At 72.3% G+C, this 19,669-nt stretch carries 19 protein-coding genes; 15 read left to right on the top strand and 4 right to left on the bottom strand.

The window, feature by feature from the left end:
• Positions 1-26: 26 nt before the first annotated feature.
• On the bottom strand, positions 27-1,034 hold the full coding sequence (locus ACWCP6_RS17560) for an SAM-dependent methyltransferase (RefSeq protein ID WP_450933343.1): 1,008 nt from the start codon (positions 1,032-1,034) through the stop codon (positions 27-29).
• A gap of 118 nt (positions 1,035-1,152) precedes the next feature.
• On the opposite strand from ACWCP6_RS17560, the gene ACWCP6_RS17555 reads away from it, so the two are divergent.
• The 3 genes from ACWCP6_RS17555 (at position 1,153) to ACWCP6_RS17545 (ending at position 3,833) form a co-directional block, all read left to right on the top strand.
• Positions 1,153-2,358, top strand: coding sequence for a sensor histidine kinase (locus tag ACWCP6_RS17555; RefSeq protein ID WP_450933342.1), 1,206 nt, complete (start codon positions 1,153-1,155; stop codon positions 2,356-2,358).
• Between the two features lie 144 nt (positions 2,359-2,502).
• Positions 2,503-3,177 (top strand): response regulator, encoded by a 675-nt coding sequence (locus ACWCP6_RS17550; protein WP_450933341.1) that lies wholly within the window; start codon positions 2,503-2,505, stop codon positions 3,175-3,177.
• A gap of 23 nt (positions 3,178-3,200) precedes the next feature.
• Complete coding sequence (locus ACWCP6_RS17545) at positions 3,201-3,833, top strand: AAA family ATPase (protein ID WP_450933340.1); 633 nt, start codon at positions 3,201-3,203, stop codon at positions 3,831-3,833.
• Positions 3,834-4,022: 189 nt separating this feature from the next.
• On the opposite strand, the gene ACWCP6_RS17540 is transcribed toward ACWCP6_RS17545, so the two are convergent.
• Positions 4,023-5,132 carry a DUF5937 family protein gene (locus tag ACWCP6_RS17540; RefSeq protein WP_450933339.1) on the bottom strand — a complete coding sequence of 370 codons (1,110 nt, stop codon included), beginning with the start codon at positions 5,130-5,132 and terminating at the stop codon, positions 4,023-4,025.
• 394 nt (positions 5,133-5,526) lie between these two features.
• Between ACWCP6_RS17540 and ACWCP6_RS17535 the strand changes: the two genes are divergently transcribed.
• Positions 5,527-5,742 (top strand): hypothetical protein, encoded by a 216-nt coding sequence (locus ACWCP6_RS17535; RefSeq protein ID WP_450933338.1) that lies wholly within the window; start codon positions 5,527-5,529, stop codon positions 5,740-5,742.
• Positions 5,743-5,768: 26 nt separating this feature from the next.
• On the opposite strand, the gene ACWCP6_RS17530 is transcribed toward ACWCP6_RS17535, so the two are convergent.
• Positions 5,769-6,908, bottom strand: a complete 1,140-nt coding sequence (locus tag ACWCP6_RS17530) for a threonine aldolase family protein (RefSeq protein ID WP_450933337.1) — start codon at positions 6,906-6,908, stop codon at positions 5,769-5,771.
• Between the two features lie 368 nt (positions 6,909-7,276).
• Here ACWCP6_RS17530 and ACWCP6_RS17525 point away from each other — a divergent pair, with 368 nt between their 5' ends.
• The 10 genes from ACWCP6_RS17525 to ACWCP6_RS17480 all read left to right on the top strand — a co-directional run bounded on the left by ACWCP6_RS17525 (position 7,277) and on the right by ACWCP6_RS17480 (position 16,009).
• Positions 7,277-8,197 (top strand): Rossmann-like and DUF2520 domain-containing protein, encoded by a 921-nt coding sequence (locus tag ACWCP6_RS17525; protein WP_450933336.1) that lies wholly within the window; start codon positions 7,277-7,279, stop codon positions 8,195-8,197.
• A gap of 64 nt (positions 8,198-8,261) precedes the next feature.
• Positions 8,262-9,251, top strand: coding sequence for a pantoate--beta-alanine ligase (gene panC, locus ACWCP6_RS17520; protein ID WP_450933335.1), 990 nt, complete (start codon positions 8,262-8,264; stop codon positions 9,249-9,251).
• A complete protein-coding gene (locus tag ACWCP6_RS17515) occupies positions 9,248-11,029 on the top strand; it encodes an L-aspartate oxidase (RefSeq protein ID WP_450933334.1) in 1,782 nt (593 codons plus the stop codon). Before panC ends, ACWCP6_RS17515 begins: the two co-directional genes overlap by 4 nt.
• A 4-nt stretch (positions 11,030-11,033) precedes the next feature.
• A complete protein-coding gene (gene nadC, locus ACWCP6_RS17510; RefSeq protein WP_450933333.1) occupies positions 11,034-12,050 on the top strand; it encodes a carboxylating nicotinate-nucleotide diphosphorylase in 1,017 nt (338 codons plus the stop codon).
• Complete coding sequence (locus ACWCP6_RS17505) at positions 12,050-12,847, top strand: type III pantothenate kinase (RefSeq protein WP_450933332.1); 798 nt, start codon at positions 12,050-12,052, stop codon at positions 12,845-12,847. Before nadC ends, ACWCP6_RS17505 begins: the two co-directional genes overlap by 1 nt.
• A 155-nt stretch (positions 12,848-13,002) precedes the next feature.
• Complete coding sequence (locus tag ACWCP6_RS17500) at positions 13,003-13,674, top strand: hypothetical protein (RefSeq protein ID WP_450933331.1); 672 nt, start codon at positions 13,003-13,005, stop codon at positions 13,672-13,674.
• 14 nt (positions 13,675-13,688) lie between these two features.
• Positions 13,689-13,874: a hypothetical protein gene (locus tag ACWCP6_RS17495; protein WP_450933330.1), complete on the top strand. Its 186-nt coding sequence runs from the start codon at positions 13,689-13,691 to the stop codon at positions 13,872-13,874.
• Between the two features lie 518 nt (positions 13,875-14,392).
• On the top strand, positions 14,393-14,845 hold the full coding sequence (locus ACWCP6_RS17490) for a BlaI/MecI/CopY family transcriptional regulator (protein WP_450933500.1): 453 nt from the start codon (positions 14,393-14,395) through the stop codon (positions 14,843-14,845).
• 9 nt (positions 14,846-14,854) lie between these two features.
• Entirely contained in the window at positions 14,855-15,397 is a 543-nt protein-coding gene (locus ACWCP6_RS17485) for an amino-acid N-acetyltransferase (protein ID WP_450933329.1), read from the top strand.
• A gap of 273 nt (positions 15,398-15,670) precedes the next feature.
• Complete coding sequence (locus ACWCP6_RS17480) at positions 15,671-16,009, top strand: histone-like nucleoid-structuring protein Lsr2 (protein WP_450933328.1); 339 nt, start codon at positions 15,671-15,673, stop codon at positions 16,007-16,009.
• On the opposite strand, the gene ACWCP6_RS17475 is transcribed toward ACWCP6_RS17480, so the two are convergent.
• Positions 15,982-16,662, bottom strand: a complete 681-nt coding sequence (locus tag ACWCP6_RS17475) for an SCO3374 family protein (protein ID WP_450933327.1) — start codon at positions 16,660-16,662, stop codon at positions 15,982-15,984. The genes ACWCP6_RS17480 and ACWCP6_RS17475 overlap by 28 nt on opposite strands.
• A gap of 430 nt (positions 16,663-17,092) precedes the next feature.
• Here ACWCP6_RS17475 and ACWCP6_RS17470 point away from each other — a divergent pair, with 430 nt between their 5' ends.
• On the top strand, positions 17,093-19,618 hold the full coding sequence (locus ACWCP6_RS17470) for an ATP-dependent Clp protease ATP-binding subunit (protein WP_450933326.1): 2,526 nt from the start codon (positions 17,093-17,095) through the stop codon (positions 19,616-19,618).
• The last annotated feature ends 51 nt before the right edge of the window (positions 19,619-19,669 follow it).

The raw sequence follows: 19,669 nt of genomic DNA, 5'->3' as shown, positions 1-19,669 counted from the left end.
GTCCGAGGCGCCGGGAAACACCGCCGCTAGATCGGCTCCTGCGTCAGAGGGTTCTCGATGCCGACCGGCTGCAGCAGCCATCCGAAGTCGCCGAGCCCGCCCCGCGCGGTCAGCTCGGCGGCCTCGCCGGCCCCTGTCAGGGCCCGTACGTAGGCGGCCGGATCCTCCGAGGCGAGGGACAGCGGGGGCCGCCCCCCGGTCACCCCCAGCGCCTGCAGGGCGGTGCGCTGGGCGAGCAGCCGCCCGCCGGGCAGCGCGCATGCGTCCAGTGCCACATGTGCGGTGATGTCGCAGGAACCGTCCGGCACGGGCGCCGTCTCGCGGCCTTCCCGGAACCCGGTCAGCGTCCCGAAGGGCGGCCGTGCGTCCGCCGTGTGCGCGTAGTCCACGGCGACGGCGAGGCCGCGTGCGAGGGTGCCCACGGCGGACGCCCAGGCGGTGTCCCTGGGGTGCCCGATCTCCGCGCGCAGCCCGGGCTCCGGCGGCAGCGGCCACCAGCGCTCCAGCCACCGCGCGTCGGGCCCGGCGGCCGGCTCGCCGAGGACCTCCGTACCGTCGTCGCGCACCAGCACCAGGCGCGGAACCCCCTCGGGATCCGTCTCGACGACGTCCACGGGGACGTTGTCGAGCCATTCGTTGGCGAAGACGAGTCCCGTCACGCCCGCCGGGGGGCGGTCGAGCCACTCGATCCGGCGGTCCAGGCCGTCGGGCCGGTCCGCGAGCTCCACCGCGTACCCCCGCGCGCGGGAGGCCACCTCCGGCGGGAGGGCCGCCAGGACGGCGGTCACCAGTTCGCCCCGACCCGCGCCCACGTCGACGAACGCCAGCTCGGCGGGGTGCCCCAGGGCCTCGTCGACCCGGCACAGCAGCCGGGCCACCGCCGAGGCGAACAGCGGTGATGCGTGCACGGACGTACGGAAATGCCCCGCGGGCCCCTCCGGCCTGCGGTAGAAGCCACCCGGGCCGTACAGGGCCTGCTCGGCCGCCGCGCGCCAGCCACGTGCGGGCAGCCGTTGAATCGTGTCGTCCGTCACTGCGCCAGGCTAAACGCACAGGGGAGAGGGCCATCCACCTTGGGGAGTACAAGGCGGCGCGCCGGATCGCACCTCCGGTTGACCCCTGCACCCTGCACGCTTCCCTACGCTGGGTTACGTGCAGCGCCTCTATGACTTCCTCCGCAGGCACCCGACGTGGGTCGACAGCTTCTGGGCCGTCGCCCTGTTCGGGATCGTCGGCGTGAGCATGGCCAGCATCAACGGCGCGCCGCAGCAGTACGGGCCGCTCGTCGCCGCCTTCCCGATAGCGACGGTGCTGTGCCTGACCATCGCGCTGCGCCGCCGTATGCCGGAGAAAATGCTCGTCCTGGCCGCCGTCATGGGCGTGGCCCAGATGGTCCTCGACATCGGCGTCATGCCGGCCGACTTCGCGATGCTGGTGATCGTCTACACGGCCGCGGCCGAGGGGGCACGCTGGGCGTCGCGGTTCGCGCTGGTCGGCGGCCTGTGTGCGGCGCCCCTGTCGGAGCTGCGCTGGCCCGCCGAGAACATCACCGGCTTCGGCAAGGTGCTCGTCACCGTCTTCCAGATCGTGCCGTTCGCGCTGGCCTGGGTGCTCGGCGACTCCATCCGGACCCGGCGCGCCTACTTCGCCCAGCTGGAGGAGCGAGCCGCCCGCCTGGAGAAGGAGCGCGAGGCACAGGCCAAGGTCGCCGTGGCGGCCGAGCGGGCCCGTATCGCCCGGGAGCTGCACGACGTCGTCGCGCACAACGTCTCCGTGATGGTGGTGCAGGCCGACGGCGCCGCCTACGTCCTCGACGCGGCCCCCGACCAGGCGAAGAAGGCCCTGGAGACCATCTCCGGCACCGGCCGCCAGGCGCTCGCCGAGATGCGCCGGCTGCTCGGGGTGCTGCGCACCGGGGAGCCCGAGGAGGGCGGCGAGTACGTGCCGCAGCCCGACGTCGAGCAGCTGGACGAGCTCATCGAGCAGGTCCGCACCGCCGGGCTGACCGTCGACTACAAGGTCGAGGGCACACCGCGCCCGCTGCCCAGCGGCGTCGAGCTGACGGCGTACCGCATCGTGCAGGAGGCGCTCACCAACACGCGCAAGCACGGCGGGCCGAACGCCGGTGCGAGCGTGCGGCTCGTCTACTTCGACGACGGGCTCGGCCTGCTGGTCGAGGACGACGGCAAGGGCGCCCCGCACGAGCTGTACGAGGAGGGCGGCGCCGACGGGAAGGGGCACGGTCTGATCGGCATGCGCGAGCGCATCGGCATGGTCGGCGGGACCCTGGACGCCGGGCCGCGGCCCGGCGGAGGCTTCCGTATCAGTGCGCTGCTGCCCCTGAAGCCAGCACACTGACCCGGACCACCCCCGATCCCCCGACCGCCTGCACCACCCCGCCCGACCGTCTCCGCCCCTCCCCCGAAGCCGCCGAGTTCCGCACTCGGCCCCGAACCCCGAACCCCGAACCCCGACCCCCGAACCCCGGAAGGGAACCCCCGCATGGCGCCGATCCGTGTGATGCTCGTCGACGACCAGGTGCTGCTGCGCACCGGCTTCCGGATGGTGCTCGCCGCGCAGCCGGACATGGAGGTCGTGGCGGAGGCGGGCGACGGCGTGGAGGCGCTCCAGGCACTGCGCGCGACCGCCGTCGACGTGGTGCTGATGGACGTACGCATGCCGAAGCTGGACGGCGTCGAGACCACCCGGCGCATCTGTTCGGACCCGAACCCGCCGAAGGTGCTGATCCTCACCACGTTCGACCTGGACGAGTACGCCTTCTCGGGGCTGAAGGCGGGCGCCTCCGGCTTCATGCTCAAGGACGTGCCGCCCGGTGAGCTGCTGACCGCCATCCGGTCCGTGCACAGTGGTGACGCGGTGGTCGCGCCGTCCACGACGCGGCGGCTGCTGGACCGCTTCGCGCCGATGCTGCCCACCACCGGCAGGGAGCCCCAGCACAAGGAGCTGGAGCGGCTGACGGAGCGGGAGCGCGAGGTGATGGTGCTCATCGCCCAGGGACTGTCGAACGGCGAGATCGCGGCGCGTCTGGTGCTGTCCGAGGCCACCGTGAAGACGCACGTGGGCCGCATCCTGACCAAGCTGGGCCTGCGCGACCGGGTGCAGGTCGTCGTCCTCGCGTACGAGACCGGGCTTGTCCGGGCCGGGGGACACGGATGACCCCGGCCCCATAGGGTCTGCGCATGCTTCTGTGGATCAACGGCCCCTTCGGCGGCGGCAAGACACAGACCGCGCACGAGATCCAGCGGCGGCTGCCGGGCAGCGTCGTCTGCGACCCGGAGCACGTCGGTTTCGGGCTGCACCGGATGATGCCGCCCGGACTGCGCGGGGACTTCCGGGACGTGCCGGCCTGGCGGCAGGGCGTGTTCGAGGTGCTGGACCGGGCTCTCGCCGAGCACGGCGGCCCGGTGATCGTGCCCATGACGGTCACCGACCCGGTGCACTTCGAGGAGACCCTCGGACGCCTGCGCGACCGCGGTCACGACGTACGCCACTTCGCGCTGCTCGCCCAGCGCGAGACCGTGCTGCGGCGTCTGCGCGAGCGCGGCTTCGGCCATGTCCTGCAGTACGTCGCGGGCAAGGACGCCCCCCTGCGCCGGGAGAGCTGGGCCGTGCAGCAGCTCGACCACTGCCTGGAGCGACTGCGCGCACCGGAGTTCGCCGAGCACCTGTGGACGGACGACACCACCGTGGCGCGCACGGCCGACCGCATCGGCGTCCTGGCGGGCCTGACCCTGGAGCCGAACCGGGACGGTGCGCTGCGGGGGCGGCTGCGCCGGGCGCGGACGGGCGTCAGGCACATCCGGTTCGACTGATCCCGGCTCCGGGCGAGCCCGCGGCACCGACCCCGGCTCCGGGCGGCCCGGGGCCCTGGTCCGGCTCCGGGCGGCTCGGGGGGGGGCTCCCATGCCTGCGATACCCGCGATGCCTGCGAGCCCGCCCGTGATGCCGGAGGTGTCCCGGGGCGCCTCCGGGTGTCCGCCGGTGCCCCGCGGTGCACCGGCTCAGCGCAGCACGCCCTCGATGAAGTCGCTGCCGAGCCGTGCCACGGCGCCCAGGTCGAGCTGGTGCTGCACATACCGGCCGCGGCGCCGCGTGGTGATCAGGTCGGCCTTCTTCAGGACGCCCAGGTGCCGGGATATCTCCGGCGCCGTCATCCCGTGCGCGTCGGCGAGTTCCCCCGTCGTGTACGCCCCGCGCGCGAGGTGACGGCACAGCCGCATCCGCACCGGGTGCGCGAGGGCGGTCATCCGGCGGGTCAGCTGCTCGACCGACGGCGGAGGCGAGCCGAGACCGGGCGAGCTGACGGGGTAGTGCAGCACCGGCTGCCAGTTGCTGCGGTAGAGCACCATCAGATGCGGCCAGCCGAGGCTGGTGGGCACGAGGGCGAGGCCCGCATCGCCCGCCGCGGTGCGTTCGACGGCGAGTTTGTCGACCGTGATCAGCCCGGCCTCCTCGTCCAGCGAGATCGCGGCGGAGACCGACTCCAGGGCTTCGGCGAGACCCTTGCGGCGCAGCAGCTCCGTCTTGTGGCGGGCGTCGGCGGCGAGCTGGTGCCGCAGTCGCGCCCAGGTGTCGCCGAAGAACGCGTCCTCGCAGTCCTCCAGGAGCTGCCGGAACCAGCCGCGGACGGTCGGGGGATCCTCCAGCAGACGCAGCGTGAACCGCAGCTGACGCGGGCCGCGCGCGGCCGCGAGCTCCCGCACGCGCTCCCTCGTCCCCGGGTCGGCGAGCGGGGACGCACCGCGTGTCCCGTTGCTCAGTTCGCAGGTGAACTCCAGGGCTGCGTCCACGAACTGTTCGTCGGTCAGCTTGTCGAGCAGGTCCAGGTCCTCGGCGAGCGTCCCGCCGGGCAGCGTAGGGCCGCCCGCCACCCCGGCGAACGGCATGAAGACGTCCGAGAACGTCGTGCGCCACAGGAAGTCCGCCTCGCACAGCCGGTCCGCGAGGCACGGGTCCAGGCGGGCGGACACGCCCGTCGCCCAGCCCTGGAGACCCGGGTGGTGAGCCGGCTCGGCCAGCGCGTGCAGCGCCATGCCCAGCTCCGCGAGGGGAGAGGGGGCGGCGGTGATCCGCTCCTTCGGCAGTCCGCTGATGTCGATGCTCACGCTCATGGGCCCATGGTGCCCGGCACCACCGACGAAGCGGCCGCCGTTTGACGTCTCCCGTCAATCGACGTGACCCGCACCCCGGAGCGGACGGAGCCTCGGAGCAGGCGAACGAACGACCACGACCACATGCACCGCAGGTGCGGGCCCGTCATGCCGACCGTCCGATGCCGCCGTCCCGCGAAGGGACGACGCGACTCCGCGGCCCGTGCGGGCGATCCCGCCACGGCCGGGGCGGGCGGACCCGTGGCCGGAACGGTCCGCGCCCCACGGCCCGGACGAGCGCCCCCCAGGGCCCGGACCAACGACCTGCCGAGGCCCGGACGAACGACTCCCCGAGGCCTGGAACCGGCCCCTTGCGGCCGGCCCCTGCGGCCCGGACGAACGAGAGGTGTACCTCATGAGCACGATCCAGCAGCACGCACTGGACGCCTACCGCGCCGCCCTGCATGGCGACCCGCCTCCGCCGGCCCCCGGGGCGAACGACTGGCACGTGGTCCGGGAGCTGCGGGACTACGGCCGGTTCCGGGCCGTCGTCGAGGAGCGCCCCGCGCGCGGGAGATGGCGGACCACTCTGGCCCGCCTGTTCCCGCAGCGTCACCGCGGGGCCGCATGAGCGGCGGCCACGCGGCGCGGTGAGCCTCAGCCCGACAGCCGCCGCACGAACTCCCCGACGGCCGCCGCCACGTCGTCCGCCGTCCACTCCAGGCCCGGCGCGCCCACCGTCACCTCGGTGAACGCGACCCCCGGCACGGGGCCCGCGTTCCAGTGGCGGAACAGCGAGGTCTTCGTCTCCTCGGCCTGCCGCACCGCCGCGTCGTCGAGCACCGAGGCGTCGTACGGCAGCCACACCTGGAACTGATGCGTGTGCGGCACCTCCGGGTGCACCCGGGCCCAGGCGGCCGCGGACTCCTCGAAGCCGGCGCGCAGGGCCTGTGCGACCACGCGCGCATGGGCGACGTACTCCGGCAGCCGGGGCAGCTCCCGGTCCAGACCGATCAGCGCGGACAGCGCCGTCGGGTACTGCTGGAAGAGCTGCCCGCCGTAACGGTGCCGCCAGGCGCGGGCCTCCTGGACGAGCGTGGCCGGCCCCGCCAGGGCGGCGCCGCCGAGACCGCCGAGGGACTTGTAGAACGACACGTAGACGCTGTCCGCGAGCGACGCGATCTCGTCCAGCGGGCGCCCGAAGTGCACCGTGGTCTCCCACAGCCGGGCCCCGTCGATGTGCACGACGGCGTCCCGCGCGCGGGCGGCCTCCACGACCTCGTCGAGCTCCTCCCAGGACGGGAGGACGAAGCCGGCGTCCCGGAGGGGCAGTTCCAGCATCAGCGTCCCGAAGGGTTCGTCGAAGTCCCGTATCTCGTCGGCGGTGGGCAGCCGCCGCTCCTGCGTCGGGTGGACGGTGCGCAGTCCGCCGAGCGCGGTGAGGGCGTCCCGCTCGTGCATCTCCGGGTGGGCCAGCGGGTGCAGGGCCACCGTGGCGTTGCCGGTGCGGCCGGCCCAGCACCGCAGGGCGATCTGCTGCGCCATCGTGCCGGTGGGGAAGAACGCGGCGGCCTCCGTGCCCAGCAGGCCCGCAACCCTCTCCTCCAGCGCCTCGACGACCCCGTCCCCGTAGTGGTCGACCGGCTCGCCCAGGTCGTACGCGCCGTCCGCCGCCTCCGTGAGCGCGGCCAGCGCCTGTCGCAGCGTGCCCTCGAACGACGGCCGCCACAGGGTCCGCTCGGCGGCCTGCCGCGCCGCCCTGCGGCGTCTGCGCATCTGCTCATTCGTATCGCTCATCCCCCGATCATGGCTCCCGCGCACCCGGACCCGGAACGGCACGTCGCCCACCGGACGGCTTCCCGTGCCGTGCCCCCGCCCCGCGCGCACCGGGCCTGCCCCGCGCACCGGACCTGCCCCGTGCGCAGGGCCCGTTCCACGCGGGCCCGCTCCCGACCCGCCACACGTGCCCGGCCCGCTCCCGGACGGCCGGGACCGCATTCGGCATGCGGTGTCGGATCGTCCCGGGACATGGGAATCATGCTGAGGAAGGCCTCTCGATACCCACAGCCTGTGGACGGGGGGAAGAGGCCCCGACACGGATAGCGTTAGCATGACGAGAAATCGTCCGGTACCCCGAGCGGACTGGAACGGAAGGCCGTCGACGAGTGAACAGACCTCAACTGCCAGACCCGAAGGACCGCCCCGCGCGACTGTCCGTGGGCGTCGTGGGGGCGGGCCGTGTCGGCCCCGCACTCGCCGCCTCCCTCCAGCTCGCCGGGCACCACCCGGTCGCCGTGTCCGCGGTTTCCGACACCTCCGTGCGGCGCGCCGCGCAGATGCTCCCGGACGTCCCCGTCGTGACGCCCGCGCAGGTCCTCGAGCGCGCCGAGCTCGTGCTGCTCACCGTCCCCGACGACGCCCTGCCGGGCCTGGTCGAAGGGCTCGCCGGGACCGGAGCCGTACGCCCCGGCCAGCTGCTCGTGCACACCTCCGGGCGTTACGGCACGCGCGTGCTCGACCCCGCGCTGCGCGCCGGCGCGCTGCCTCTCGCGCTGCACCCGGCGATGACCTTCACCGGCACCCCCGTCGACGTGCAGCGGCTCGCCGGGTGCTCGTTCGGGGTGACCGCGCCCGAGGAGCTGCGGCTGGCCGCGGAGGCGCTCGTCATCGAGATGGGCGGCGAGCCCGAGTGGATCGAGGAGGAGGCCCGGCCGCTCTACCACGCTGCCCTCGCCCTCGGTGCGAACCACCTGGTCACGCTCGTCGCCGAGTCCATGGACCTGCTGCGGGCGGCCGGGGTCGGCGCCCCCGACCGGATGCTCGGCCCGCTGCTCGGCGCCGCCCTCGACAACGCCCTCAGGTCCGGGGACGCGGCCCTGACGGGGCCCGTCGCGCGGGGTGACGCGGGCACCGTCGCCGCCCATGTCGCCGAGCTGCGCAGGCATGCCCCGGCTGCCGTTCCGGGGTATCTGGCGATGGCGCGGGCCACCGCCGACCGGGCCCTCGCCCACGGCCTGCTCAAACCCGAGCTCGCCGAGGACCTGCTGGGCGTGCTGGCCGACGGCTCCGAGGGAGGGGCCCGATGACGGTCCCGGTGAACGGCTCCGAGGGAGGGGTCCTGATGAACGCTGCGGCCGAGGGGAAGGCCCGATGACCACCGTGCTGCACACCGCCGATGAGCTGCGCACCAGCGCGCGGCGCGGCCGTCGTGCCGTCGTCATGACGATGGGGGCGCTGCACGAGGGCCACGCCACGCTGATCCGCACTGCGCGCGGGCTTGCCGGACCCGATGGCGAGGTCGTCGTCACCGTGTTCGTGAACCCGCTCCAGTTCGGCGCGGGCGAGGACCTCGACCGCTACCCGCGGACCCTGGACGCGGACGTCAAGATCGCCGAGCAGGCCGGTGCGGACATCGTGTTCGCGCCCTCCGCGGACGAGGTCTACCCGGGCGGCGAGCCCCAGGTGCGCATCACCGCGGGCCCCATGGGGGAGCGCCTGGAGGGCGCGTCGCGCCCCGGTCACTTCGACGGCATGCTCACCGTGGTCGCGAAACTGCTGCACCTCACCCGCCCGGACGTCGCGCTGTACGGGCAGAAGGACGCCCAGCAGCTCGCGCTGATCCGGCGCATGGTGAAGGACCTCAACTTCGGCGTGGAGATCCTCGGCGTCCCGACGGTGCGTGAGCCCGACGGCCTGGCCCTGTCCAGCCGCAACCGCTACCTGTCGCCCGCCGAGCGCGGCACCGCACTCGCGCTCTCCCAGGCCCTGTTCGCCGGACGCGACCGGCATGCCGCCCAGGAGGCCCTCCGCGCGCGTGCCGCCCTCGCCCCCACCACGCACGCGCGCGCCGAGGCCCTCAACGCGCTGGGCGAGTCCCGGGCGGCCGCCGACGCGCACGCCGTCGCCCAGGCCTCGCCCGGCTCCCCCGCGGCGGTGCGCGCCGCGGCCCGCCTGGTGCTGGACGACGCCGCCCGGCTCGACCCGCCGCTCGTCCTGGACTACCTCGCCCTCGTCGACCCGTCGGACTTCACCGACGTCGAGGACGGCTTCACCGGCGAGGCGGTGCTCGCCGTGGCCGCGAAGGTCGGCACGACCCGGCTGATCGACAACCTCCCCCTGACGTTCGGAGCCGCGACATGAGCGCCACAGCACGCCCGACCGGCACGGCCACCGGGATACGGCTGCACGCCCCCGCGCCCGGCTGGTCGCTCGCCGCCGACGTCGTGGTCGTCGGGTCCGGCGTCGCCGGACTCACCGCGGCGCTGCGCTGCCAGGCCGCGGGACTCGACACGGTCGTCGTCACCAAGGCCCGGCTCGACGACGGCTCCACGCGCTGGGCCCAGGGCGGCATAGCGGCGGCACTCGGCGACGGCGACACCCCGGAGCAGCACCTCGACGACACGCTCGTCGCGGGCGCCGGCCTGTGCGACGAGGACGCCGTGCGCACCCTCGTCACGGAGGGCCCGGACGCCGTGCGCCGGCTCATCGGGACCGGTGCGCGCTTCGACCTGTCCGCGGAGACCGGCGACCTCGCGCTCACCCGCGAGGGCGGTCACCACCGCCGCCGTATCGCGCACGCGGGCGGCGACGCGACGGGTGCCGAGATCTCCCGCGCCCTGGTCGAAGCGGTCCGCGCGCGGGGCGTGCGCACCGTGGAGAACGCGCTCGTGCTGGATCTCCTGACGGACGCCGATGGGCGGGCCGCCGGCGTCACGCTGCACGTCATGGGCGAGGGCCAGCACGACGGCGTGGGCGCCGTGCACGCGCCCGCGGTCGTGCTGGCGACCGGCGGCATGGGCCAGGTCTTCTCGGCGACCACCAACCCGTCCGTGTCCACCGGCGACGGAGTGGCCCTCGCCTTGCGCGCCGGCGCCGAGGTCTCCGACCTGGAATTCGTGCAGTTCCATCCGACCGTGCTGTTCCTCGGACCCGACGCGGAGGGCCAGCAGCCGCTGGTGTCCGAGGCGGTACGCGGCGAGGGCGCCCATCTCGTCGACGCGGACGGGGTGCGCTTCATGGTCGGGCAGCACGAGCTCGCCGAGCTCGCGCCCCGCGACGTCGTCGCCAAGGGCATCACGCGCCGTATGCAGGAGCAGGGCGCCGAGCACATGTACCTGGACGCCCGGCACTTCGGCGCCGCGATGTGGGAGCAGCGCTTCCCGACGATCCTCGCGGCCTGCCGCGCCCACGGCATCGACCCGGTCACCGAACCGATCCCGGTGGCCCCCGCGGCGCACTACGCCTCCGGCGGCGTCCGCACCGACCTGCATGGCCGTACCACCGTGCCCGGCCTGTACGCGTGCGGCGAGGTGGCCTGCACCGGTGTCCACGGCGCCAACCGGCTCGCCTCCAACTCCCTCCTGGAGGGGCTGGTCTACGCCGAGCGCATCGCCGAGGACATCGTGGCGGGCCACCGCGAGAACGGCCTCCGCGCGCGGGTACCGGCCCCGGTGCCCTGTCCTGAGCAGCCCGAGCACCCGCTGCTCGCCCCCGAGACCCGGTTCGCGCTCCAGCGGATCATGACCGAGGGCGCCGGGGTGCTGCGCTCCGCCGAGTCCCTGGCGCGTGCGGCGGAGCGGCTCCAGCGGCTGCACGCCGACGCCATGGACGCACTCGCGGAGAACGGCAAGACGGCCGAACCCGGCGTCGACACCTGGGAGGCGACCAACCTCCTGTGTGTCGCGCGGGTGCTCGTGGCCGCCGCGCAGCGCCGCGAGGAGACCCGCGGCTGCCACTGGCGCGAGGACCACGCCGACCGCGACGACGACACCTGGCGGCGCCATATCGTCGTACGTCTGGCCGCGGACCGGACCCTCGCCGTGCACACCACCACGACGGCCGGGTTCCCGCCGACCCGGCCCGATGAGGACCCGACCCGTCCCCACGCGAAGCCCAGCCCCCGTCCCCAGGAGCAGTGACCCCGTGAGCACCCCCGACCTTCCCTTCGTTCCGGCCGCGGGCAGCGGTGGCTGCGGCGACGGCTGCGGCTGCGCCGCCGACGGCGAGCACGACGTCGAAGCCCTGGAGTGCGGCCTCGACCCCGACCTCGCGCAGCTGCTCGCCGACGCCGGGCTCGACCCGGTGCTGGTCGAGGACGTCGCGCACATGGCGATCGAGGAGGACCTGGACGGCGGCGTCGACGTCACCACCGTCGCCACCATCCCCGAGGACGCCGTCGCCGTCGCCGACTTCACCGCCCGCGAGGCGGGCACCGTGGCGGGCCTGCGCATCGCCGAGGCGGTGATCTCGGTCGTCGCCACCGACGAGTTCGAGGTGGAGCGGCACGTGGAGGACGGCGACCGCGTGGTCGCCGGACAGAAGCTGCTGTCCGTCACCACCCGCACCCGCGATCTGCTGACGGCCGAGCGCAGCGCCCTCAACATCCTGTGCCGGCTCTCCGGTATCGCCACGGCCACCCGCGCGTGGGCGGACGTCCTGGAGGGCACCGGGGCGCGGGTCCGCGACACCCGTAAGACCACGCCCGGGCTGCGCGCCCTGGAGAAGTACGCGGTCCGCTGCGGCGGTGGCGTCAACCACCGCATGTCCCTCTCGGACGCGGCGCTGGTCAAGGACAACCACGTGGTCGCCGCCGGTGGCGTGGCGCAGGCCTTCAAGGCGGTCCGCGAGCAGTTCCCGGACGTGGCGATCGAGGTCGAGGTCGACACGCTGCACCAGCTGCGCGAGGTCGTCGACGCGGGCGCCGACCTGATTCTGCTGGACAACTTCACGCCGGGCGAGACCGAGGAGGCCGTCGCCATCGTGCACGGCCGGGCCTTCCTGGAGTCCTCCGGCCGGCTGACGCTGGACAACGCGCGCGCCTACGCCGAGACCGGCGTCGACTACCTCGCGGTGGGCGCCCTCACGCACTCCTCGCCGATTCTCGACATCGGCCTGGACCTGCGGGAGTCCGGCTCCGAGGACGGGGCGGAGCAGGGCTGATGCTGCTGACCATCGACGTCGGGAACACCCACACCACCCTCGGCCTCTTCGACGGCGAGGAGATCGTCGAGCACTGGCGCATCTCCACGGACGCCCGCCGCACCGCCGACGAGCTGGCCGTGCTCCTCAACGGCCTCATGGGCATGCATCCGCTCCTCGGCGACGACCTGGGCGACGGCATCGACGGGATCGCCATCTGCTCGACCGTGCCGTCCGTGCTGCACGAGCTGCGCGAGGTCACCCGGCGCTACTACGGGGACGTGCCCGCCGTACTGGTCGAGCCCGGCATCAAGACGGGCGTGCCCATCCTGATGGACAACCCCAAGGAGGTCGGCGCCGACCGCATCATCAACACGGTGGCGGCGGTCGAGCTCTACGGCGGCCCGGCGATCGTCGTGGACTTCGGGACGGCGACGACGTTCGACGCGGTCTCCGCGCGCGGGGAGTACGCCGGTGGCGTCATCGCGCCGGGCATCGAGATCTCCGTGGAGGCCCTCGGTGTGCGCGGTGCGCAGCTCCGCAAGATCGAGCTGGCCCGGCCGCGCAGCGTGATCGGCAAGAACACCGTGGAGGCCATGCAGGCGGGCATCGTGTACGGCTTCGCGGGCCAGGTCGACGGTGTCGTGAACCGCATGGCACGCGAACTCGCCGACGACCCCGAGGACGTCACCGTCATCGCGACGGGCGGTCTGGCCCCCATGGTTCTCGGCGAGGCCCATGTGATCGACGAGCACGAGCCCTGGCTTACCCTGATCGGACTGCGTCTCGTCTACGAGCGCAACGTCTCGCGCATCTGATCGCGCCGACGGTCCACCGGGGCCGTGTCCCCTGGTCGGCGGTGTCCCGTCGGCGGACGTTTTCACGTCGCTGACCAGGGACGTTGCCCGGCCGGGGGCGCGCCACACCATGTCGGATAGGCGAAGTTTGTCTGATTAGCGCGTATCGTCACTGCATGCCCACGCCATACGGATCCCACGGTGGAATGGCGTTCGGCGCGCAGGAGCTGCGTGTGCTCCGACGCGCCCTCGCCCTCGCCCTGCACCCCAGCCCCGCATCCGCCGAGGACGTCCAGGACTGCCTTCGCCTCGCCGACTCCGTCGACGAGGCGGTCCGTGAGGGCGCCAGGCTCCGGGCCTTCGTGCTGGCCGACCTCGGCCGCTACCGTCTCGCCCTTCCCGGGGCCGCGCCCGGCTATCTCGGCCTCCTGGAGGAGGTTCTGAGCGCCGGGTACGAGCCCACCTCCGACGATCTCGCCGCGCTGGGCGCCCTGCGCGGCAACCCGGTGGCGGCGGCCCTGCTGGACCGCTGCCGCGACGTCGCCGAGCAGGCCGTACGGGCCCGGTCGGCGAGCCGTGCGGCCGCCGTGCCGGGGGAGCGGCGTGCGGCCGTCCCCGGGGCGCGTACGCGGCTTCTCGCCCTGCCCGGCGGGCGCGCCGCCGCGGACGAGGGCGAGGAGAAGCCCAAACCGAAGCCCAAGCCCGAGCCTGCCGCCCCCGCCGTTCCGCCCACGCCGGGCCGCCCCACCCCCAGCCGTCGGCCCGTGCCGACCCCCGGCGAGGTCTTCCCGCCCAAGCGCCGCCCCGCGCCACCCGCGAACCCGCCGGAGAAGCTGGCGGTGGGGTAGCTACTCTGGACGGCATGGACTATGTCTCCGCGCTCGTGCCCCCCGTAGTGATGGCCGTGTTCTTCATCGGCCTGATCGTGACGATCGTGAAGAGCCAGGGCGGCGCCAACAAGGCCAAGGAGGACGCGGCCGTGGACGCCGTCCTCGCGCGCGCGGAGGGTGCCCACAAGGTCTCCGGCTCCGCCGACGGCGCCGCCTGAGCGGACTTCCGGCTCCGCCTGAACGGTCCGCCGGCTCCGCGGGCGCGCCTTCCCGGCGGTCTTTCCGCGGCGCGCGCCGGTCGGCAGACCGGCCGCCGCTGCCGCTCCGCGTTCGGGTGACGGCCGACCGTCCAGTCCCCCCGCGTTTCCGGCGCCATGTGCGGCGGCCCGTCCCGTCTCCGGGGCCGGCGCGTTCCCGGCGTTCCGGCGCAGCTGCCTGTCTGCGCGCTTCCCCGCCTCCCGGCCTCCGGCATGCCCATGCCCGAATGCCCGGATGCCCGCACATTACGGCCCCGGGCCGTCGCCCGGGTGTGCTCCCGTCTCCGTCGCCGTGAGCCGCACCGAGGCCTGCGCAGGCTGCGCGTGGGCCGGTGGAGGCCGATGGCGGGCGGCAGGGTGGCTATTCAGGTCGTACGCCCTTTTTGTTGGAGAAAGCCACGTCCCGCCGTGTGGGCGGAGGAATCTCCCACTATTGTTCAGGTGTGCCTCGCCCCTTGGGAGAACTCGAAGACGCGGTCATGACGCGGGTCTGGAAGTGGAACCGCCCCGTGACCGTTCGAGAAGTCCTGGAAGATCTACAGCAGGAACGGTCCATCGCCTACACCACGGTGATGACCGTTTTGGACAATCTCCATCAGAAGGGCTGGGTGCGGAGGGAAGCGGAAGGCCGCGCCTATCGATATGAGGCCGTCTCCACTCGCGCCGCCTACGCAGCCGCACTGATGAACGAGGCGTGGTCCCAGAGCGACAACCCCGCGGCCGCACTCGTCGCCTTCTTCGGGATGATGTCCGCGGAACAGCGTGAGGCACTGCGCGCAGCCATGCGCATCGTGCAAGTGCCGGAGAACCCGCCTCCGGAGAACCCGGCTCCCGAGAACCCGCCCGCGCAGAACCCGCCTCCGCAGAACCGGCCGCCCGAGAACCCGGCCCCCGAGAACCCCGGCTCCCCGGGCGGCGAGGCAGAGCGATAGCGTCCGCTCATGCCAGCAGAGCTTCACGAAGTCCCCGCAAATGGCGTCACCGTCCGGCGGGCCAGGACGAGCGATGTCCCGGAGGTCCGCCGCCTCCTCGACTCGTACGCGCAGCGAGGCATCCTGCTCGACAAAGCGACGGTGACTCTTTACGAGGACATCCAGGAGTTCTGGGTCGCGGAACGCGACGACAACGCCGAGGTGGTCGGCTGCGGCGCTCTGCACGTGATGTGGGAAGACCTCGCGGAAGTCCGCACTCTCGCGGTGAACCCCCTGGTGAAGGGCGCCGGAGTGGGTCATCAAGTGCTGGAGAAGCTGCTGCAGACCGCCCGCTGGCTGGGCGTTCGCCGCGTATTCTGCCTGACCTTCGAAGTCGAGTTCTTCGCGAAGCACGGCTTCGTGGAGATCGGTGAGACGCCCGACGATACGGTTGACACCGATGTCTACAGCGAGCTGCTCCGTTCCTATGACGAGGGCGTAGCGGAGTTCCTCGGTCTCGAACGAGTGAAACCGAACACCTTGGGCAACAGCCGGATGCTTCTGCATCTGTGATCGTCGCGGCTTTTCCGGCATGTTCCATGGTGTTCCGCTGCGTTCCCCTGCGTTCCGGGCGGTCCCGCCAAGGTCTTGCCCAGGTGCCCTATGTCCGAAACGCGCATGTTTCCGGTCTTCTCGGCGAGGTAGGGCTCTCCCAGGGGTTTGTGTTTTTCCAGCAAAAGCGGTTTGCTTTCCGACGTACTGCAGTACTGCATATAACAGGGGCCCGTGAAACCGCGGCCGACGCCGCCGGCTCCCGACCCTGAAGTTATCGAGAAAGGAAATCCGGTGGCACAGAAGGTTCAGGTCCTTCTTGTCGATGACCTCGACGGCGGCGAGGCGGACGAGACGGTGACGTTCGCGCTGGACGGCAAGTCGTACGAGATCGACCTCACCACCTCCAACGCGGACAAGCTCCGTGGCCTGCTGGAGCCCTACCTCAAGGGCGGCCGCCGCACCGGTGGCCGTGGCTCGAGCGGCCGCGGCAAGGCGCGCGCCGTGGCGGCGGGCAGTGGTCAGGACACGGCGCAGATCCGTGCCTGGGCGAAGGAGAACGGCTACGAGGTCAACGATCGCGGCCGCGTCCCCGCGCACATCCGTCAGGCGTACGAGGACGCACAGCGCTGATCCCGGACATGGCACAGCCGGGCGCGGTGGCACTCCGTTGCCGCCGTGTCCACCAGTCGTACGAGATCGGGGCCCACGGCCGAGCCGTTGTTCGGCACTGTCCCTCCACCCCCCAGTGCAGCCACTGACGGCAGCGCGGGCAGTGTCGGCTCGACCTCGCAACCGGGCTCCGGGGGCCGCAACCACACAGCGGCCCCCCGCCCGCCGGCCCGTCCCGGGGGCAGTGGCGCCTCGATGCGCCCGCCCGCGCCGACGGCCCTGAGATCCGGGGCCAGCGCCCCCCACTCCAGCCAGGCCAGCAGGCCCGGCAGCTCGTCCGCGCCGCCCGCGGCCACCAGCAGGCGCATCCGATCCCCGCAGAGCGCGACCGGACAGCGCGTCCGCAGCCGGCGCAGCACCGCGGAACCCGCCTGTGCGGGCATCTCCAGAACGTCGAAGCGCAGCCCTGTGAGCAGCTGCGCCGGCGGCCCGTCCACGGCCGCCCAGCCCAGGACGTTCTCGTACCACCGCCGCACCTCCCGGCCCTCGGCCGCCGCATGGCGACGGAGCGTGTCCGTCCGCTCCGGAAGCCGTACGACGGCCTCCGCGGCCGGAACGGCGTGACCGGAATTCCGGACGACGTGCTCGGTGAAGGAATCGGTGGGCTCTGCCATATCCGAAGGAACCCCGCAGAACGCCGACGAGTTACGCAGAGTGTGCACCTGATTGCACAGCGTGCGAAAATGGGGGCGTGCCGGGGCGCTCGCCGGCGCAAGGATGTTCGCCCGTAGCGGAGGGAACCGGGGTGCGCCGCATGGAGTGTCCGTCCGTGCGGGTAAGACATCCCTAGTGGGGAGGGGCGACACGCAGGAAAGGCGGTCTCACGTTCGCCATCGGCGTACTGATGGCACGGGTATCTGCCTGGCCTGCGGGAACATCGTCTCGCACCATCGGTGTTGGAGCAGTTGTCGGCGTTCGGGTCAGGAGGCCAGCGACGGGTGTCGGCAGTTGGAATGAGCGGTCCCCGCTTGCGGGACTAAGCTGCGGAAGGACAGGGAGGGGATCGACCCCTAACTGACTGACCGCTCTGAGGAGCGATTAACGATGTTCGAGAGGTTCACCGACCGCGCGCGGCGGGTTGTCGTCCTGGCTCAGGAAGAAGCCCGGATGCTCAACCACAACTACATCGGCACCGAGCACATCCTCCTGGGCCTGATCCACGAGGGTGAGGGTGTCGCCGCTAAGGCCCTGGAGAGCCTCGGGATTTCGCTCGAGGCGGTCCGCCAGCAGGTGGAGGAGATCATCGGCCAGGGCCAGCAGGCCCCGTCCGGGCACATCCCCTTCACTCCTCGCGCCAAGAAGGTCCTGGAGCTGTCGCTCCGCGAGGCTCTTCAGCTGGGCCACAACTACATCGGTACGGAGCACATCCTGCTCGGCCTGATCCGTGAGGGCGAGGGTGTCGCCGCCCAGGTCCTGGTCAAGCTGGGTGCCGATCTGAACCGGGTGCGGCAGCAGGTCATCCAGCTGCTCTCCGGTTACCAGGGCAAGGAGACCGCCGCCGCCGGCGGCCCCGCCGAGGGCACGCCCTCGACGTCCCTCGTCCTCGACCAGTTCGGCCGGAATCTCACGCAGGCCGCTCGCGAGTCCAAGCTCGACCCGGTCATCGGGCGCGAGAAGGAGATCGAGCGGGTCATGCAGGTGCTGTCCCGCCGTACGAAGAACAACCCGGTCCTCATCGGCGAGCCCGGCGTCGGCAAGACGGCGGTCGTCGAGGGCCTCGCCCAGGCCATCGTCAAGGGCGAGGTGCCCGAGACCCTGAAGGACAAGCACCTCTACACCCTCGACCTGGGCGCACTGGTCGCGGGCTCCCGCTACCGCGGTGACTTCGAGGAGCGCCTGAAGAAGGTCCTCAAGGAGATCCGCACCCGCGGCGACATCATCCTGTTCATCGACGAGCTGCACACGCTGGTCGGTGCGGGTGCCGCCGAGGGCGCCATCGACGCCGCTTCGATCCTGAAGCCGATGCTGGCGCGCGGCGAGCTGCAGACCATCGGTGCGACGACGCTGGACGAGTACCGCAAGCACCTGGAGAAGGACGCGGCCCTGGAGCGCCGCTTCCAGCCCATCCAGGTCGCCGAGCCGTCGCTGCCGCACACCATCGAGATCCTCAAGGGTCTGCGCGACCGCTACGAGGCGCACCACCGCGTCTCCATCACGGACGAGGCCCTGGTCCAGGCCGCCACCCTGGCCGACCGCTACATCTCGGACCGCTTCCTGCCGGACAAGGCGATCGACCTGATCGACGAGGCCGGTTCCCGGATGCGCATCCGCCGTATGACGGCCCCGCCGGACCTCCGCGAGTTCGACGAGAAGATCGCGGCCGTGCGCCGCGACAAGGAGTCCGCGATCGACTCGCAGGACTTCGAGAAGGCCGCGTCGCTGCGCGACAAGGAGAAGCAGCTCCTCGCCGCGAAGGCCAAGCGGGAGAAGGAGTGGAAGGCCGGCGACATGGACGTCGTCGCCGAGGTCGACGGCGAGCTGATCGCCGAGGTCCTGGCCACCGCCACCGGTATCCCGGTCTTCAAGCTGACCGAGGAGGAGTCGAGCCGCCTGCTGCGCATGGAGGACGAGCTCCACAAGCGGGTCATCGGCCAGAAGGACGCCATCAAGGCCCTGTCGCAGGCGATCCGCCGTACGCGTGCGGGCCTGAAGGACCCGAAGCGTCCGGGTGGCTCGTTCATCTTCGCCGGCCCGTCCGGTGTCGGTAAGACCGAGCTGTCCAAGACGCTCGCCGAGTTCCTGTTCGGCGACGAGGACGCGCTGATCTCCCTCGACATGTCGGAGTTCAGCGAGAAGCACACGGTGTCGCGTCTCTTCGGTTCCCCGCCCGGATACGTGGGCTACGAAGAGGGCGGCCAGCTGACCGAGAAGGTCCGCCGCAAGCCGTTCTCCGTCGTCCTCTTCGACGAGGTCGAGAAGGCCCACCCGGACATCTTCAACTCGCTGCTGCAGATCCTGGAGGACGGTCGGCTGACCGACTCCCAGGGCCGGGTCGTGGACTTCAAGAACACGGTCATCATCATGACGACCAACCTCGGCACCCGGGACATCTCCAAGGGCTTCAACCTGGGCTTCGCCGCCACGGGCGACACGAAGACCGGCTACGAGCGCATGAAGGCCAAGGTCAACGACGAGCTGAAGCAGCACTTCCGCCCGGAGTTCCTGAACCGTGTCGACGACACGGTGGTCTTCCACCAGCTCACCGAGGAAGACATCATCCAGATCGTCGACCTCATGATCGCCAAGGTCGACGAGCGCCTGAAGGACCGCGACATGGGCATCGAGCTCAGCCCGACGGCCAAGTCGCTCCTCGCGAAGAAGGGCTACGACCCCGTGCTGGGCGCCCGGCCGCTGCGCCGGACCATCCAGCGCGAGATCGAGGACGTGCTCTCCGAGAAGATCCTCTTCGGCGAGCTGCGTCCCGGTCACATCGTGGTCGTCGACACGGAGGGCGAGGGAGAGAGCAAGACCTTCACCTTCCGCGGCGAGGAGAAGTCGGCCCTCCCGGACGTCCCGCCGATCGAGCAGGCGACGGGCGGCACGGGGCCGAACCTGAGCAAGGAGGCGTAGCCTCCGGCGCGCGCAAGCAGTGAAAGGGGCTGCCCGGGACTTCCGAGTCCC

The organism is Streptomyces sp. NPDC002004 (assembly GCF_053593975.1).
This window is presented reverse-complemented; position numbering and strand designations above follow the sequence as displayed.